At 65.9% G+C, this 16,826-nt stretch carries 15 protein-coding genes; 10 read left to right on the top strand and 5 right to left on the bottom strand.

The features are described 5' to 3' along the window. Positions 1–68: 68 nt before the first annotated feature. Positions 69–1,319 carry a Zn-dependent hydrolase gene (locus V7Q53_RS21360; RefSeq protein WP_333830890.1) on the bottom strand — a complete coding sequence of 417 codons (1,251 nt, stop codon included), beginning with the start codon at positions 1,317–1,319 and terminating at the stop codon, positions 69–71. Positions 1,320–1,699: 380 nt separating this feature from the next. Here V7Q53_RS21360 and V7Q53_RS21365 point away from each other — a divergent pair, with 380 nt between their 5' ends. After that, positions 1,700–2,392, top strand: coding sequence for a TetR/AcrR family transcriptional regulator (locus V7Q53_RS21365; protein ID WP_333830891.1), 693 nt, complete (start codon positions 1,700–1,702; stop codon positions 2,390–2,392). Further along, complete coding sequence (locus V7Q53_RS21370) at positions 2,389–2,982, top strand: TetR family transcriptional regulator C-terminal domain-containing protein (protein ID WP_333830892.1); 594 nt, start codon at positions 2,389–2,391, stop codon at positions 2,980–2,982. The genes V7Q53_RS21365 and V7Q53_RS21370 overlap by 4 nt, the downstream gene beginning before the upstream one ends. 101 nt (positions 2,983–3,083) lie before the next feature. Here V7Q53_RS21370 and V7Q53_RS21375 read toward each other — a convergent pair whose 3' ends face one another. Continuing rightward, positions 3,084–4,178 carry an anhydro-N-acetylmuramic acid kinase gene (locus tag V7Q53_RS21375; RefSeq protein WP_333830894.1) on the bottom strand — a complete coding sequence of 365 codons (1,095 nt, stop codon included), beginning with the start codon at positions 4,176–4,178 and terminating at the stop codon, positions 3,084–3,086. Positions 4,179–4,244: 66 nt separating this feature from the next. Here V7Q53_RS21375 and tyrS point away from each other — a divergent pair, with 66 nt between their 5' ends. After that, positions 4,245–5,492: a tyrosine--tRNA ligase gene (gene tyrS / locus V7Q53_RS21380; protein ID WP_333830895.1), complete on the top strand. Its 1,248-nt coding sequence runs from the start codon at positions 4,245–4,247 to the stop codon at positions 5,490–5,492. A 292-nt stretch (positions 5,493–5,784) separates the two neighbouring features. On the opposite strand, the gene V7Q53_RS21385 is transcribed toward tyrS, so the two are convergent. After that, on the bottom strand, positions 5,785–6,765 hold the full coding sequence (locus V7Q53_RS21385; protein WP_333830896.1) for a GlxA family transcriptional regulator: 981 nt from the start codon (positions 6,763–6,765) through the stop codon (positions 5,785–5,787). Between the two features lie 70 nt (positions 6,766–6,835). Here V7Q53_RS21385 and V7Q53_RS21390 point away from each other — a divergent pair, with 70 nt between their 5' ends. From V7Q53_RS21390 to V7Q53_RS21410, 5 genes are all read left to right on the top strand, one after another. Next, positions 6,836–7,744 carry a 3-keto-5-aminohexanoate cleavage protein gene (locus V7Q53_RS21390; RefSeq protein ID WP_333830897.1) on the top strand — a complete coding sequence of 303 codons (909 nt, stop codon included), beginning with the start codon at positions 6,836–6,838 and terminating at the stop codon, positions 7,742–7,744. Continuing rightward, entirely contained in the window at positions 7,741–9,207 is a 1,467-nt protein-coding gene (locus V7Q53_RS21395; protein ID WP_333830898.1) for a carnitine 3-dehydrogenase, read from the top strand. Before V7Q53_RS21390 ends, V7Q53_RS21395 begins: the two co-directional genes overlap by 4 nt. Next, positions 9,207–10,370 carry an acyl-CoA dehydrogenase family protein gene (locus V7Q53_RS21400; protein ID WP_333830900.1) on the top strand — a complete coding sequence of 388 codons (1,164 nt, stop codon included), beginning with the start codon at positions 9,207–9,209 and terminating at the stop codon, positions 10,368–10,370. Before V7Q53_RS21395 ends, V7Q53_RS21400 begins: the two co-directional genes overlap by 1 nt. A gap of 323 nt (positions 10,371–10,693) precedes the next feature. Beyond that, on the top strand, positions 10,694–12,694 hold the full coding sequence (locus tag V7Q53_RS21405) for an acetate--CoA ligase family protein (RefSeq protein WP_333830902.1): 2,001 nt from the start codon (positions 10,694–10,696) through the stop codon (positions 12,692–12,694). Next, positions 12,691–13,488, top strand: coding sequence for a carnitinyl-CoA dehydratase (locus tag V7Q53_RS21410; RefSeq protein ID WP_333830903.1), 798 nt, complete (start codon positions 12,691–12,693; stop codon positions 13,486–13,488). The genes V7Q53_RS21405 and V7Q53_RS21410 overlap by 4 nt, the downstream gene beginning before the upstream one ends. A gap of 6 nt (positions 13,489–13,494) precedes the next feature. Here the strand turns inward: V7Q53_RS21410 and V7Q53_RS21415 are convergent, their stop codons facing one another. Next, a complete protein-coding gene (locus V7Q53_RS21415; RefSeq protein ID WP_333830904.1) occupies positions 13,495–14,259 on the bottom strand; it encodes a hypothetical protein in 765 nt (254 codons plus the stop codon). Positions 14,260–14,439: 180 nt separating this feature from the next. On the opposite strand from V7Q53_RS21415, the gene V7Q53_RS21420 reads away from it, so the two are divergent. Together V7Q53_RS21420 and V7Q53_RS21425 are read left to right on the top strand one after the other, a co-directional pair. Beyond that, positions 14,440–14,907, top strand: coding sequence for a c-type cytochrome (locus tag V7Q53_RS21420; RefSeq protein WP_333830906.1), 468 nt, complete (start codon positions 14,440–14,442; stop codon positions 14,905–14,907). Continuing rightward, positions 14,907–15,809, top strand: a complete 903-nt coding sequence (locus V7Q53_RS21425; protein WP_333830907.1) for a c-type cytochrome — start codon at positions 14,907–14,909, stop codon at positions 15,807–15,809. The genes V7Q53_RS21420 and V7Q53_RS21425 overlap by 1 nt, the downstream gene beginning before the upstream one ends. 136 nt (positions 15,810–15,945) lie before the next feature. Here V7Q53_RS21425 and infC read toward each other — a convergent pair whose 3' ends face one another. Then, positions 15,946–16,506 (bottom strand): translation initiation factor IF-3, encoded by a 561-nt coding sequence (gene infC, locus V7Q53_RS21430; RefSeq protein WP_442954463.1) that lies wholly within the window; start codon positions 16,504–16,506, stop codon positions 15,946–15,948. Positions 16,507–16,826 lie beyond the last annotated feature (320 nt).

The raw sequence follows: 16,826 nt of genomic DNA on the forward strand, positions 1-16,826 counted from the left end.
CCCCGCTTGGGGGGCGCAACGCCCCCCATGGGGGGGGGTGCGGGGGGCGGCGGCGCCCCCCGCACCCCTCAGTCCTCGATCCCGGCGGTTTCAAGCACGGCATGGAGCAACACATCCGCCCCGGCTGCGGCCCAGTCCTTTGAAATCTCCTCGGCCTCGTTATGCGACAGGCCATCGACACAGGGGCACATGATCATCGTCGTCGGATACACCCGGTTGACCCAGCAGGCATCATGCCCGGCGCCCGAGATGATATCCATATGGCTGTAGCCCAGCTTCTCGGCGGCCTGCCGGACGCGGCCCACCAGAACCGGATCAAAGGCCGGAGGATCAAAGAAACCAACCACTTCCGAGGTGAACTTGACACCGATATCGGCGCAGATGCCCGGGGCGCGCGCGTTCAGCTCCGCCACCATCGCTTCCATGGTCTCCAGCACATGGGAGCGGAAATCGACCGTGAAAACAACGCGCTCCGGGATGACGTTGCGACTGTTGGGATAGACATCGATATGACCGATCGCCCCCACCGCGTTGGGCTGGTGCTTCAGGGCGATCTCATGAACAAGCTCGGTCACCCGGGCCAGCGCGCGGCCTGCGTTGCGGCGCATATACATCGGGGTCGAGCCGGTATGCTGGCCCTTCCCGGTCACCGTGCACTGCACCCAGCGCAGCCCCTGACCATGGGTGACCACGCCGACCTGCTTGCCCTCGGCCTCAAGGATCGGGCCCTGTTCGATATGCAGCTCAAAGAACGCATGCATCCTGCGCGCGCCGACCGCCTCATCGCCCTTCCAGCCGATCCGCTCCAGCTCATCACCAAAGCGCTTGCCCTTGGAATCGACGCGCGCGTAAGCCCAGTCACGCTCCAGCGCGCCCGCGAACACGCCTGAGGCCAGCATGGCCGGCGCAAAGCGTGTGCCCTCCTCGTTCGTCCAGTTGGTGACCACGATGGGGTGTTTCGTGCGGATGCCCATATCGTTGAGGCTGCGCACCACCTCCAGCCCGCCCAGCACACCCAGCACGCCATCATACTTGCCGCCGGTAGGCTGAGTATCCAGATGCGAGCCGACATAGACCGGCAGCGCATCGGGATCAGTGCCGGGACGGGTTGCGAACATGGTGCCCATCTCGTCAACGCCCATGGTGCAGCCCGCCTCCTCGCACCATTTCTGAAACAGCGCGCGGCCTTCGGCGTCCTCATCGGTCAGGGTCTGACGGTTGTTGCCGCCTGCGATACCGGGGCCGATTGTCGCCATCTCCATCAGGCTGTCCCACAGCCGGTCCGGGTTGATGCGCAGGTTCGCAGCGGGTGCGTTCATCACTCTCTCCTGTTGGCCGGGATGATCTGGTGCCACCCTTGGCAAGAAAAAGCGCGCATCCGCAAGGCGGTGCGCGCCATAAAAGGCTCAGTGCGGCGTGGCGCCACGGGTACTGCGACGGACACAGCCACGGGCGCTGCGGGTTTGCGTTTCAGACACCGGAGGGTATTGGGGAACCATGGGTCAGAACTCCGCATGGCCCGGGCGCTGCTGGCTGGGTTGTCAGAGCTGACGACCGGGCATATTCTTGTCGAAACCCCCGATGACCGATGCTTGCGCGCCCGGTCCGGGTTGATGTAACGCTAACAGACCTGACCAACCAGTCAAGGTTTTTCGCGGCCCTCGCCGCGGGTCGCCACACGAGGCCGGGGAGCGCAGCGATGAGCCAGACTGAGGGTGCCGAAAAAGCAGGCACACGCGCGGAAATGCGTGAAGAAACCGAGCGGCTGATCCTTGATGCGGCCGAACAGGTCTTTGCCGAATCCGGCTTTGGCGGCGCGACGATGCAGGCGATTGCCGACGGCTGCGGCCTTCCCAAGGCCAATCTGCATTACTACTTCGCCTCCAAGGAAAAGCTCTATCGCCGGGTGGTTGAGCGCATATTTACGGTCTGGCTTGAGGCCGCCGATTCCTTTGAAACCTCGGCCTCGCCCGAAGTGGCGCTGCGCCGCTACATCACCCGCAAGATGCAGCTTTCGCGCGAACACCGCTATGGCTCCAAGGTCTGGGCCAACGAGGTGATGCACGGCGCCCCCATCATTCAGGACTATCTGGAAAGCACCCTGCGCGACTGGACGGAATCACGCGTGGCGGTGATCCGGCGCTGGATTGCCGCCGGGGCGGTGCAGCCGCTGGAGCCGCGCTGGCTTTTGTACATGATCTGGTCGACAACCCAGCATTACGCCGATTTCGCGCATCAGATCGAGACGCTGAACCACGGCCCGCTGTCGGATGCGCAATGGCAGGAGGCAACCGAGACGGTCTGCGGGATCATCCTGCGCGGGATCGGGCTGGAGGCGCGGGGCAGCACTGCTGTCAGCGGGGCCGGGGCAAGCGAGGCTGCTGGCACATGACCACGCGCATCCAGAGGCGCAACCGCAAACGCATTCTTGATGCCGCGCTGGAAGTGTTCTCGTCGCAGGGGTTCCGGGGGGCGACGCTGGACCAGATCGCCGAGGGGGCGGGGCTGTCCAAGCCCAACCTGCTCTATTACTTCGACAGCAAGGAGGCGATCCACCGCCTGCTGCTGGAGGAGCTGCTGGCAAGCTGGCTGGAACCGCTGCGCGCCATCGACCCGTCAGGCGACCCGCGCAGCGAGATCATGGGCTACATGCGCCACAAACTGCGGATGTCGCGCGAATTTCCCCGCGAAAGCCGGCTGTTCGCCAATGAGATCCTGCAAGGCGCGCCCCGGCTGGCCGATTTCATCTCGCGCGATCTGAAGGCGCTGGTCGATGACCGCGCAGCCCTGATCGCGCGCTGGAGCGCCGAGGGGCGCGTGGCGCCGGTGGACCCGTATCAGCTGATCTTCTCGATCTGGGCGCTGACCCAGCATTACGCCGATTTCGATGCCCAGATCCGGCTGATCCGCGAGGGGACGGACCCGCTGGAAGGGGCCGAGCCGTTTCTGGAGCGCTTGTTCGAGCGGCTTCTGGCACCCTGACGGGGCGCTTGCAGGGGCCGGGAAAGGGGGCTTTTCAAGCCCCCTCTGGCCTGCGGCCATTCACCCCCCTGAGGATATTTTCAGACAGAAAATGAAGGGGCTCAGCGCGTTTGATCCGGCGGCCGGCTGAGGATGCCGCCGCCGACCGGGGCCGCGACCCCGGTGGTGCGCGGGCCCGAGGTGGGCAGGCCGCGCACCACCCGGACGGCGAGCCAGGCGAATGCCTGAGCCTCAAGCATGTCGCCATCCAGCCCGGCCTCTTCCACTGGGGCGGTGGGGCAGTCGCAGCCCGCCGCGATCATGCGCATCACGGTCCGGTTGTGCCGCCCGCCGCCGCTGACCCAGAGCCTTTCGGGGGGTTCCGGGAAATGCTCGAACGCCAGTGCGACGCCGGTGGCGATGCCCGCAGCGAGCGTGGCCAGTGCGTCGGCATCCGGCAGCCCTTCGATATCGGGGACGGGCGCGGCGCGGTCGAGCGATTTGGGCGGGATGCGGCGAAAAAACGGGTGGCGGGCAAAGGCATCAAGGCGCTCGTTGCAGGGCGTGCCAAGGGCGGCCACCGCACCATCCGCGTCTTGCGGCTGGCCGCGGCGCGCCTGCATGAGGTCGTCCATGGCCGCATTGCCCGGCCCGCAGTCAAACGCGAGGCAGGCATGGTCCGGCGCAGGAATGCGCGGATCGGTCCATGTGACATTGGCGACACCGCCGATATTGAGGAAGGCCACTGGCCCCGTAGCGCCGATATGGCGGGCGAGCGCGTGGTGATAGAAGGGAACCAGCGGCGCCCCCTGCCCGCCCAGCCGCACATCCGAGCTGCGGAAATCCCACACCACCGGCGCGCCGAGCACCGTTGCCAGCACCTCGCCCGAACCCGCCTGATGCGTCCCGCGTCCGCCCGGATCATGCGCCAGTGTCTGGCCGTGAAAGCCCACCAGATCAACCGGATCAAAGCGCGACAGCAGTTCGGCATGGGCGGTTTCCACAACCTCGGCCGCAGCTTCGGTGCGCGGATCATCCGGCCATGCGCCCAAAGCCGCACGCAGCACCGCGCGCTCAGCCGCTGAATAGGGCCGGTAGGCCGTTTCACCGAAAGCCGCGATCGTCACCCCGTCGGTGACAAGCACGGCCGCATCCACCCCGTCAAGCGAGGTGCCCGACATCGCCCCCAGCACCCGCAGCATTCTGCGCTTCAACATGGCTTTCCCTCAACCTGCCCCATGCTTTATAGACGGCCCCAGTCACAGGCCAAGGACAAACGGAAAATGACCTACAAACCCAAATCGGATTTCCTGCAGACCGTGACCGCGCGCGGCTTTCTGGCCGATTGCACCGATCTGCAGGGGCTGGACGCAGCGCTGATCAAGGGGGTTGTCCCGGCCTATATCGGATATGACGCCACGGCGAAATCGCTGCATGTGGGCCATTTGCTGAACATCATGCTGCTGCGCTGGTTTCAGAAAACCGGCCATAAGCCGATCACCCTGATGGGCGGCGGCACCACCAAGGTGGGCGACCCCTCCTTCCGGTCGGATGAGCGCCCGCTGCTGACGCCTGAGGCCATCGACAGCAATATCGCCAGCATGCAGCAGGTGTTTGCCAAGTATCTCGATTACGGCAGCGGCGCGCAGCACGCGATCATGGTCAATAACGCCGAATGGCTGGACGGGCTGAACTATCTGGAGTTCCTGCGCGATATCGGGCGGCATTTTTCGGTCAACCGGATGCTGTCCTTCGAGAGCGTCAAATCGCGGCTGGACCGCGAGCAGTCACTGTCGTTTCTCGAATTCAACTACATGATCCTCCAGGCTTATGATTTTCTGGAGCTTTTCAACCGTCAGGGGTGCCTGCTTCAGATGGGCGGGTCAGACCAATGGGGCAATATCGTCAACGGGGTGGATCTGACGCGGCGGGTGGTGGATGGCCATGTCTTTGGCCTGACGACCCCGCTGCTGACCACCTCGGACGGGCGCAAGATGGGCAAAAGCCAGGGTGGCGCGGTCTGGCTGAACGGCGACATGCTGGCGCCCTATGAGTTCTGGCAGTTCTGGCGCAATACGACCGACGCCGATGTCGGCCGCTTCCTCAAGCTCTATACCGAGTTGCCGGTCGATGAATGCGAGCGGCTGGGCGCGCTGCAAGGGTCCGAGATCAACGCGGCCAAAGCAATCCTCGCCAATGAGGTGACGCGGCTGTGCCATGGCACGGCCGCTGCCGAGGCTGCCGAGGCCACCGCCCGCGCGGTCTTTGAAGAGGGCGGCACGGGGGAGGATCTGCCGCGCGTGGTGCTGGGGGCTGCCGAGGCCGCCGAAGGCATCTCGGTGGTGCAGCTTTTCGTGCGCGCGGGCCTCGCCAAATCGGGCAAGGACGCGAAAAGGCTGATCGCCGAGGGCGGCGCGCGGCTCAATGACGCGGCGCTTTCTGACGCCGCGCTGGTCATCACCGCTGCGGATCTGTCAGAACCCCTGAAACTGACCGCCGGGCGCAAAAGGCATGCATTGGTGACGCTGTAAAAATTGTCAGGCATTTAATTGCCTGACAATTAATGCCCCCTTAACGGACTGACCTTTAATCAAAATTTACGCAACTCTCTGCGCGCGCGCCCTGCGCCCCGCCCGCGCGCGGAATCCAGCAACATTGTCTCCGACACGCGAAAAACACGGCAAGCAGAGCCAGAAGGCCACCAATTTTATTGTCATACATTTATCGCCATGATCCCCGCCCCTCACCTGTTCAAAAATATCCTGGGGGTGAATTGGCCAAAGGCCAAGAGGGGGCAAAGCCCCCTCCTTGCCCGCCTCAAGCCTACCCCCGCCGCACCGCCGCGCGGACGCGGCCGGGTGGTGCGCCGAAGCGGCGACGGAAGGCGCGGGAAAAGCTGGTGGGGTCCATGAAGCCACAGCGCAGCGCCACCTCCTGCAGGCTGTGACGTGTGTCAATGATCATGCGCCGCGCCGCCTGCAGCCGCAGCTCCAGATAGGCAGCGGCAGGCCCTTGCCCCAGCCCGGCGCGGAACAGCTGCTCCAGCCGCCGCAGGCTCAGGCCCTGCGCGCGGGCAATCGCGTCCAGGGGTAGCACCTCTTCCAGATGGGCACTCATCTGGCGCAGGGCCGCTACCAGACGCGCATCGCGCGCCTGCGGCAGCATGCCGGGGCGTTGCGGGCGCGCGCCATCGGCCTGCGCCTCATAAAGGAACGATGCCGCCACCTGCCCGGCCAAGGCCGCACCGCAACGCGCGCCGATCAGATGCAGCATCAGGTCCGCCGCAGGCGCAGCCCCCCCGGCGGTAAAGCGGTTGCGCGAAATCACAAAGCGGTCCGGCACAACGTCAATCGCCGGGTGTGCGAGCGCGAAATCTTCCAGATCTTCCCAGTGAACCGTGGCCCGATGCCCGTCCAGCAGGCCCGCGCGCGCCAGCACCCAGGGTCCGGCATCGACCGCACCCACCATGCGGAACCGCCCGGCCATGCGCCGGATTCCGGCGATCAGCGGGCGGGTGGCGATTTCGGACTGGTTGTAACCCGCGATGACGATCAGCACATCCGCCCCCTCGGCCGCTGCCAGCGGCCCCACGGCTGGCAACTCGATCCCGCAGGTCAGCGGCACCGCCGCGCCATCGGGCGAGACCACCCGCCAGCGGAACCCCTCGCGGCCAAGGTGGCGGTTCGCGTTGCGCATCGGGTCCAGCACCGAGGCCACCTCAAGGATCGAGGCGCGCGGCAGAACCAGCGCCGCAATCTCAAGCGGCGCGCTGGAAGGGGCAAAGACGGTTTCGGAATGTGCCATCATCATTTCGTAAATCGCCAAGTCGCGGTAGGCAAGCCTGATACGCTTGCCGCAACGAAGGGAGTTTTCCATGCCGCTGACCATGAACCGTGACGTTTTCATCACCTGTGCTGTGACCGGCTCGGGCGGGACGCAGGACCGCTCGCCCCATGTGCCGCGCTCGCCCGAAGCCATCGCCACCTCCGCCATCGACGCCGCCAAGGCGGGTGCCGCCGTGGTGCATTGCCATGTGCGCGACCCCGAAACCGGCGCGCCCTCGCGCGATCCGGCGCTGTACCGCGAGGTGACCGAGCGCATCCGCGATTCCGGCACCGATGTGGTGCTGAACCTGACGGCCGGGATGGGCGGCGACATGCTGTTCGACGGCACCGAAGCGATGAACCGCATGTCGCAGAAGTCTGACATGGCGGGCGCGGCGGAGCGGGTGCAGCATATCGCCGATTGCCGCCCGGAAATCTGCACGCTGGATTGCGGCACGATGAATTTTGCCGAAGCCGATTACGTCATGGTCAATACCCCCGGCATGCTGCGTGACATGGCGCAGCGGATGACCGAGGCGGGTGTGCGCATCGAGATCGAGGCGTTCGACACTGGCCACTTGTGGTTCGCCAAACAGCTGGTGACCGAGGGGATCATCCCTGAGCCGGTGCTGGTGCAGCTTTGCATGGGTGTGCCCTGGGGCGCGCCGGACGATCTCAACACCTTCATGGCGATGGTCAACAATGTGCCTGCGGGCTGGCACTGGTCGGCCTTCGGGCTGGGGCGCAACGAGATGCCCTATGTCGCCGCCTCGGTGCTGGCCGGGGGCAATGTGCGCGTGGGGCTGGAAGACAACCTCTGGCTGGACAAGGGCGTGCTGGCCACCAATGCGCAACTGGTCGAGCGGGCGGTGACGATTGTCGAGAACATGGGCGCGCGGGTAATCGGCCCCGATGCCGTGCGCGAGCTGCTCAGGCTGGAAAAGAGGGCCCCGAAATGAAGGCAGCAATCATCGGCGGCGGTGTAATCGGCGGCGGCTGGGCCGCGCGGTTCCTGCTGAATGGCTGGGATGTCGCGGTCTTTGACCCTGACCCCGAAGCGCCCCGCAAACTGGGGGAGGTTCTGGCCAACGCGCGCGCCGCGCTCCCCGCTTTATCAGACGCTCCAATGCCAGACAATGGAAGCCTGACATTCGCATCCAACCTGAAAGAAGCGGTGCAAAACGCTGATTATATTCAGGAATCAGTCTCTGAAGATCTTGCCCTGAAGCACAGGGTCTATGCCGAGATACAACATGCCGCCCCGGACACGCCGCTGGGTTCCTCAACCTCCGGCTTTAAGCCGTCAGAGCTGCAACAAGGTGCGCTCAATCCCGCGTCGATCTTCGTCGCCCACCCGTTCAACCCGGTCTATCTTTTACCGTTGGCCGAAATCGTCCCCAGTATTAAGAACGACCCGAAACTCGTTGAGAGTGCTAAAGAAATCCTGCGTGAAATCGGCATGTTCCCGCTCCATGTACGCAAGGAAATCGACGCTCATATCGCCGATCGTTTCCTCGAAGCAGTGTGGCGCGAGGCGCTCTGGCTGGTCAAGGACGGTATCGCCACCACGGAAGAAATAGACGAGGCGATACGCATGGGCTTTGGCCTGCGCTGGGGGCAGATGGGCCTCTTCGAGACCTACCGGATTGCGGGCGGCGAGGCGGGGATGAAGCACTTTCTGGAGCAGTTCGGCCCCTGCCTGACCTGGCCCTGGACCCGCCTGACCGATGTGCCCGAGTTCAACGATGAACTGGTCGACCTGATCGCCGGGCAATCCGATGCGCAATCCGGCCAGCACAGCATCCGCGAGCTGGAGCGCATCCGCGACCGCAATCTGATCGGCTTTCTGCGGGTGCTGAAGGACAGCAACTGGGGCGCCGGGCGCGTGCTGCTGGAGCATGACGCCCGCCGCCGCGCTACCGCCCCCGACCCCAGCCCGGACACCGCCGCGCCGATGGTCATGGCGCATATGCAGGTGCTGCCCGGCTGGATCGATTACAATGGCCATATGACCGAAAGCCGCTACCTGTTCGCCAGTTCCGAGACCTCGGACGCCTTCCTGCGCCACATCGGCGCCGGGATGGATTATGTGGCAGGCGGGCACAGCTATTACACCGCCGAGACGCATATCATGCATCTGGGCGAGGCGAAGCTGGGCGACCGGCTGACCGGCTCGGTGCAGGTGCTGGGCGCCGATGAGAAGCGCCTGCATGTCTTCATCCGCATCGAGAAGGATGGGGCGCCGGTGGCGACGCTGGAGCAGATGCTGCTGCATGTTGACATGGCCAAGGGCCGCGCCTGCCCCGCCGCGCCCGAGGTGCTGGCGCGGCTGGGCGCGATCCGCGACGCCCATGCGGCACTGCCCCGGCCTGAAACTGCGGGCCGCCATGTCGGACACCAAACCGGACGGGGGAAAAGCTGATGCATTTCGCCCTCACCGATGAACAGCGCATGATCGTCGAGACCACGCGCGCCTTTGTCGAGGCCGAGCTCTACCCGCATGAGGCACAGGTGGAGCGCACCGGCCATCTACCGATGGAACTGATCCGCGAAGTGCAGCAAAAGGCGATGGCGGCAGGGCTTTACGCGGCCAATATGCCCGAAGAGGTAGGCGGCGCGGGCCTCGATACGCTGTCATGGCTGCTCTATGAGCGTGAGCTGGGGCGCGCGAATTATGCGCTGCACTGGACCTGCGTGGCGCGGCCGTCGAACATCCTCTTGGCCGGGACCGAGGCGCAGAAGGAGAAATACCTCTACCCCTGCATCCGGGGTGAGACGTGGGATTGTCTGGCGATGACCGAGCCCGGCGCGGGCTCAGACCTGCGTGGCATGCAGGCCAGCGCGCGGCAGGAGGGCAGCGACTGGGTGCTCAACGGGACCAAGCATTTCATCAGCCATGCCGATATCTCGGGCTTCACCATCGCCTTCATGGCAACCGGCGAGGAAGAGACGCCACGCGGCAGGAAAAAGCGCATCACCGCTTTCTTTGTGGACAAGGGAACCAAGGGCTTCACGGTGCGCGACGGCTACCGCAACGTCAGCCACCGGGGCTATTCCAACGCGGTGCTGGAATTCGATGATTGCCGGGTGCCGGCGGAAAATGTGCTGGGCGAAGCGCACAAGGGGTTTGAGGTCGCCAATACCTGGCTGGGCGCCACCCGCCTGCAGGTCGCCGCCACCTGCCTGGGCCGCGCCGCCCGCGCGCTGGGTCATGCCGTATCCTATGCCGCGGAGCGCAAGCAGTTCGGCCAGCAAATCGGCAAGTTTCAGGGCGTCAGCTTCAAACTGGCCGATATGGCGATGGAACTGAAAGCGGCAGAACTGCTGACATGGGAGGCCGGGTGGAAATTCGACCAAGACAGCGTGACCGAGGCCGATATGGCGATGGCCAAGCTCAAGGCGAGCGAAGTGCTGGCGATGGTGGCGGATGAGGCGATCCAGATCCACGGCGGTATGGGGCTGATGGAGGAGTTGCCGCTGGAACGCATCTGGCGCGATGCCCGGGTGGAGCGGATCTGGGAAGGCACATCAGAGATCCAGCGCCATATCATCTCGCGTGAATTGCTCAGGCCACTGGGCGGGTAGGTCTCGGGGGGCTCCTCGCCCCCCGAACCCCCTCGCCAAAGGGGGCCGTCAGCCCCCTTTGGATACCCCCGAGGATATTTTCGGACAGAAAATGAACAGATGACAGCTCTCATTAACCAGCCCTCAATCCGAATCAGCAATCCTTTTGGAGCGGTACAGGCAGGGATGCCGATGACCGTGACAGGAAATGGCACCCCGTCCTTGCTGGGGCGGGGTGCTTCCATTTTCTGTCCGGAAATATCCTCGGGGGGTGATTTGCGCGTAGCGCAAGAGGGGGGCAGACGGCCCCCCTGCCCGCTCGCCCCTCGGCGCAGGAGCCGGGCATGAGGGATCTCACACGTCTGTTGCGCCCCCGCTCGATCGCCGTTCTGGGGTCAGGATGGGCCGCGAATGTGATCGAGCAATGCCAGCGCATGGGGTTTGACGGGCTGGTATGGCCGGTCCATCCAACGCGCGCCGAAATTGCGGGGGTGCCCTGTTTTCCGGCGCTTGCCGATCTGCCTGCCCCGCCGGATGCAGCCTTTGTCGGTGTCAACCGGCATGCCACGCTTGATGTTGTGGCCGAACTGGCTGCCATGAAAGCGGGCGGGGCGATCTGTTTCGCCTCAGGCTGGCGTGAGGCCGGAGAGGCGGGGTTGCAGGAAGCGCTGGTTTCTAACGCCGGGCCGATGCCGGTTCTGGGCCCGAACTGCTACGGCCTGATCAATTATCTGGACGGCGCGCTGTTGTGGCCTGATCAGCATGGCGGGCGGCGGGTGGCGAAAGGAGTGGCGCTGCTGAGCCAGTCGTCGAACATCGTCATCAACCTGACGATGCAGGCGCGCGGGCTGCCGGTGGCCTATGTTGCCTGTCTGGGCAATGCCGCGCAGGTGGGTCTGGCCGAGCTGGCAGGCGCGCTTCTGGCCGATGAGCGGGTCACGGCGCTGGGGCTTTACATCGAGGGTCTGGCCGATGCGCCCGCCTTCGCCGCGCTGGCCGAGGCCGCGCGCGCGGCGGGCAAGGGCATTGTGGCGATCAAGGCGGGCAAGACCGAGGCCGCGCGCGATGCTGCGGCCTCGCACACCGCCTCGCTTGCCGGGGGCGGGGCGGCCAGCTCGGCCTGTCTGCGTCAGGCCGGGGTGGCCGAGGTGAACACCCCCTCGGAGCTGCTGGAGGCGCTGAAGATCCTGCATCTGCACGGCCCCGGGCTGGGGCGGCGGCTGTGTTCGCTGTCATGCTCAGGCGGTGAAGCGGGGCTTGCGGCCGATCTCGCCGCGCCCTTCGGGCTGGCATTCCCGCCGCCGTCAGAGGCGCAGCGCGCCCGGTTGTCAGGCATTCTGGGCCCGCTTGTGACCATTGCCAACCCCTTGGATTATCACACCTTCATCTGGGGTGACGGCCCGCGCACCACCGAGGTTTTCACCACCATGCTGTCGGGCTATGATGCGGGCATGTTCATCATCGACCCGCCGCGCCCGGACCGCTGCGACCCGTCCAGTTTTGAACCCGCGCTGGAGGCGATCATCGCGGCGGGGCAGGCGACGGGAAAGCCCGCTTTTCCCGTCGCCTCGATGCCCGAGAATTTCGATGAGGCGCGCGCGATTGCCCTGATGGGCCGCGGGATTGCGCCGCTGATGGGGCTGGAAACCGCGCTGGCGGCCCTGCGCGCGGCACAAACCGGGCCGGGCCGGGCCGGGTGGCGGCCATGGCTGCCCTGCGCGCGCAGCCGCCCGCTGACATTGCTGCCGGAGGGCGCGGCCAAGGCGCTGCTTGCCCGCGCCGGGGTTGCGGTTCCGCGCGGTGTCAGCGCGCCGGACCTGCCCGCCTTGCACCCCCTTGCCCAAAGCCTCACCCCGCCGCTGGCGCTGAAGGGGCTGGGTTTCGCCCATAAGACCGAGGCGGGCGCGGTCCGGCTGAACCTGCCGTCGCTGCAGGGCCAGGCCCCCATGCCCGGCGCGACCGGCTATCTGGCCGAGGAAATGGTCAGCGGCGCACTGGCAGAGCTGTTGATCGGCGCGCGGCGTGACCCGGTCTATGGTGCCACGCTCACGCTGGGTTTCGGCGGGGTAACGGCGGAGCTGCTGAATGACACCGCCACGCTGGTTCTGCCGGTCACAGCCGATGAGATCGGCGCGGCGCTGCGTGGCCTGCGGCTCTGGCCGCTGCTGGATGGCTACCGGGGCCGGGCGCGGGCCGATGTGGCGGCAGTGGTGCAGGTGGCGCTGGCCCTTCAGGCCCTGCTGGAGGGCGATGCGGCGCTGGAAGAGATCGAGATCAACCCGCTGATGGTGCGCGAGAGCGGCGCCATTGCAGTGGATGCGGTAATCTGGAAGGAAGAGCCATGATGCAGATGCGAACCGACGGCCCGGTCAAAACCCGCCGCGAGAACAGTATTCTTGAGGTCACGCTGGACCGGCCAAAGGCCAATGCGATTGATCTGCAGACCAGCCGGATCATGGGCGAAGTGTTCCGCGACTTCCGCGATGATGACAGCCTGCGCGTGGCGATCCTGCGCGCAGCGGGCGAGAAATTCTTTTGCCCCGGCTGGGATCTGAAAGCCGCCGCTGATGGCGATGCGGTCGATGGTGATTATGGCGTGGGCGGCTTTGGCGGCTTGCAGGAACTGCCGCAGATGAACAAGCCCGTGATCGCGGCGGTCAACGGCATCTGCTGTGGCGGCGGGCTGGAACTGGCGCTGAGCTGCGATCTGATACTGGCATCAAGCAATGCCACCTTCGCCCTGCCCGAAATCCGCTCAGGCACGGTGGCCGATGCCGCCAGTATCAAGCTGCCCAAGCGCATCCCCTATCATGTGGCGATGGACCTGCTGCTGACCGGGCGCTGGTTCGATACGGATGAGGCGCTGCGCTGGGGCCTGCTGAAAGAGGTCACCACCCCGCAAGATCTGCTGCCAAAGGCATGGGAGCTGGCGCGGCTGCTGGAAAGCGGGCCGCCGCTGGTGTTTGCCGCGATCAAGGAAGTGGTGCGCGAGGCCGAGGATATGCGCTTTCAGGATGCCCTCAACCGCATTACCAGACGCCAGTTTCCCACCGTTGACCGGCTTTATGCCAGCGAAGACCAGCTTGAGGGCGCGCGCGCCTTTGCGGAAAAGCGCGATCCGGTCTGGAAGGGGCGCTGAGGGCGCTCAGCCGCGCAGCCGGGCAAGGGTAAGCGGGAGCGCCATCAGTTCCTTGTAGCGGCGAAGGGGTTTATAGCGCGCTTCATAGCGTTGCAGCGGTCGGGTCAGCGGGTCAATCCAGCGCCAGCGGCTGGCCCAGCGTTGCGCGCCCTGCCAGATGCCCGCGCTGTCGGCGTCGTGGTAGCCCTGACAAAGCGCCTCCACCTCGGGCGTCTCATGCGGCGACAGGGCATAGACGCCGTGGATCGCCTGCACGAGATCCATGATCTGCCGCCGCTGACTGGCCGCGCCCGCCCGCGCGCTGCTCTCGAAGTCCAGGAATGTGATCTGCTCGCCGTTCCAGCACAAATCGCGCGGCACCGGGCGGCCATGGGCAAGCCCCACCGCATGCAGCCCCGCCAGCGCGATACCCGCTGCGCGAAAGGCACGCCGGCGCCCGGCAGGGGTGGCGACGTTTTCGGCCAGCATGGCTTCCAGCGAGGGGCCGCTGTCGGGCAGAACGAGGTAGTTTTCCGCCTCCGCCAGAATGGGCGGCACCGGCGCACCGCGCGCCAGCAAAGCGTGATGCGCCCGCCGTTCGCGCGCGAAGGAGCGCGCGGGGTTCCCCTTTTGCAATCGCCAGCGCAGCGACAGAACCTCGGGCCGTTTGATCCAGTAGCGCCGCCCGCCCAGATCCACCGGCTCGATGCGCGGCGCACCGGACCGGGCCGCAGCGGCGACCAGCGTATCAAGGGCCATTGTATCAAGGGTCGGCGAGGGTGACATCGTCATGACGCGAAAATGTCACCAAACCGTCACAGCGTCAATCTTCCCGGCCCATGATCTCCCCCCCTGTAATGTTCCCGCGCCCGTGATCACGAATGCGCGAGCAACCCACCCCCCGGCAATGCGCAACTTTCACGGTCACACGAATGCTCTAAGCTGAACCTCCATCTGTCATTGGAGGCACGCATGTTTAACAGACTGACCGCACCCGCCCGTGCCCTTGCGCTCGCACTGCCCCTCGCCCTGCCGCAGGCCGCCATGGCCAACGAGGCCGCGATCGGTGCCCGCAAGGCGCAGTTCCAGCTTTTCGCCTTCAATCTGGGGGTGCTGGGCAGCATGGCTCAGGGCCGCACCGACTATGATTCCGGGGCGGCGCAGGCGGCGGCGGACCATCTGTATCACCTGACCCGCGTGGCCAATCCGGCGCTCTGGCCTGAAGGGTCGGACAATGCAACTGCCGCCAACACCCGCGCCTTGCCCGCGATCTGGGAAAATCTGGAAGACTTTGCAGGGCGTTACGCGGCGCTTCAGTCCGGGGCCGAGGCCATGCAGGCCGCTGCGGGCACCGATCTGGCATCGCTTCAGGGCGCCTTGGGCGCGCTTGGCGGGGCCTGCGGCGCCTGCCATGACAGCTACCGCGCGCCCGCACCCTGATGCGGCGCTGGCCTCTTTTGCTGGGGCTGGCGGTGGCGGCGGGGGCTGCGGGGTTCTGGCTGCTCACCCGCCCCGCCGCTCTGACAGCCGGGGTTCAGCAGGCACTCGCCGCGCATAGCGCTGATCGCGCGCGCGGCGAGGCGGTGTTCTGGGCGGCGGGCTGCGCGGGCTGCCACGCCGCGCCGGGCATCGCCTTCAACGCGCCGCTGGAGGAGCGGCTGGTGCTCAGCGGCGGACGGCGCTTTGAAACCGGCTTCGGCACCTTCGTTGCCCCCAACATCTCCACCGATACCGACGCGGGCATCGGCGGCTGGGCGCTGGAGGAATTCGCCCGCGCGATGATGCTGGGCGTCTCGCCCACGGGCGCGCATTATTACCCGGCCTTTCCCTACCGGGCCTATGCGGGCGCCACGCCGCAGGATGTCGCCGATCTCTGGGCCTTCTGGCAAAGCCTGCCTGCTGATGCCACAGCCTCGCAGCCCCATGACCTTCCCGCGCCGCTGACCCTGCGCCGCGGGCTGGGCCTGTGGAAACATCTTGCCGCCCGGGCCGCGCCGCCGCCCGCCCCCGAAGACCCGGTTCTGGCGCGCGGTCACTACCTGGTCGAAACGCTGGCCCATTGCGCGGAATGCCACACCCCGCGCGACAGGCTGGGGCAGCTGGACCCGGCGCAATGGATGTCGGGCGCGCCCAATCCTTCCGGTCAGGGCCGCATCCCCGCCATCCCGCCCGAGGGCTGGTCCGCCGAGGATATCGAAGCCTATCTGTTCAGCGGCTTCACGCCGGAGTTTGATGTGGTCGGCGGCTCCATGGCCGATGTCGTGGTCCAGATCGCGCAACTGCCCGAAAGTGACCGGCAGGCGATTGCCGCATGGCTTCTGGCACAGCCCGCCACCGAATAAATGCGCCGCCAGAACGCAAAGGGCCGCCCTTGACGGCGGCCCCTTCGCGCTGGTCTGCGCTTCATCTGTTCGGAAATATCCCGGGGGAGGCGCCCGGAACGGGCGACGGGGGCAGCGCCCCCGCATCCCGGTCTGATCAGCGCGGGCCGATCATCATCACCATCTGCCGTCCCTCAAGGCGCGGCATGTTCTCGACCTTGCCGATCTCGATGATGTCATCGGCAACCCGGTTGAGCAATTCCAGTCCAAGCTGCTGGTGCGCCATCTCGCGGCCACGGAAGCGCAGTGTCACCTTCACCTTGTCGCCGCCTTCAAGGAAGCGGACGACATTGCGCATCTTGACCTCGTAATCATGGGTGTCCGTCCCGGGGCGGAACTTGACTTCCTTGATCTCGATGATGTGCTGCTTCTTGCGCGCTTCGGCCTCGCGCTTCTGCTGTTCATACTTGAACTTGCCGTAGTCCATGATCTTGCAGACCGGCGGCGCCGCGTTTGGCGAGATTTCAACCAGATCAAGCCCGGCTTCTTCGGCCAGTTCCATGGCCTTGGCAGGCGTGACCACGCCGATGTTTTCGCCTTCCGCACCGATCAGCCTGATTTCAGGGGCACGGATCCGGTCATTGACGCGGGGGCCGGTGTCGCGGCTCGGCGGGGCATTGTGAGGTCTGCGGGCTATGGTGGCGTTCCTTCTTTTGATACGTCGCGCGCGAAAATAGCTCTACGCCGCCCGGCTGGCAAGGGGCTGGGCGCTGTGCCGGGGCTGTTTAGGGCCTTCATTGTTGGATTGGATGCGCCGCACCGGCGTTCCGGCGCCGTTTTCGCTCCGCTCTGGCTGCACCGCAGCGAAGAACGATTGCGCAAAGGGGGGGATCGCGTGTAAACCGCGCGTGAAAATGTGCTTGTGGCAATCCGAGGTAAGAATATGAAAAAGATCCTGATCATCGCCGTGATCGTGCTGGCCGCCGGCGTCGGCATCTGGCTGGCGCGCAACGAGCCCGCCCCGGCGCCGACCCCCGT

This window comes from Pararhodobacter sp. (assembly GCF_036802785.1).
Taxonomy (GTDB): Bacteria; Pseudomonadota; Alphaproteobacteria; order Rhodobacterales; family Rhodobacteraceae; genus Pararhodobacter.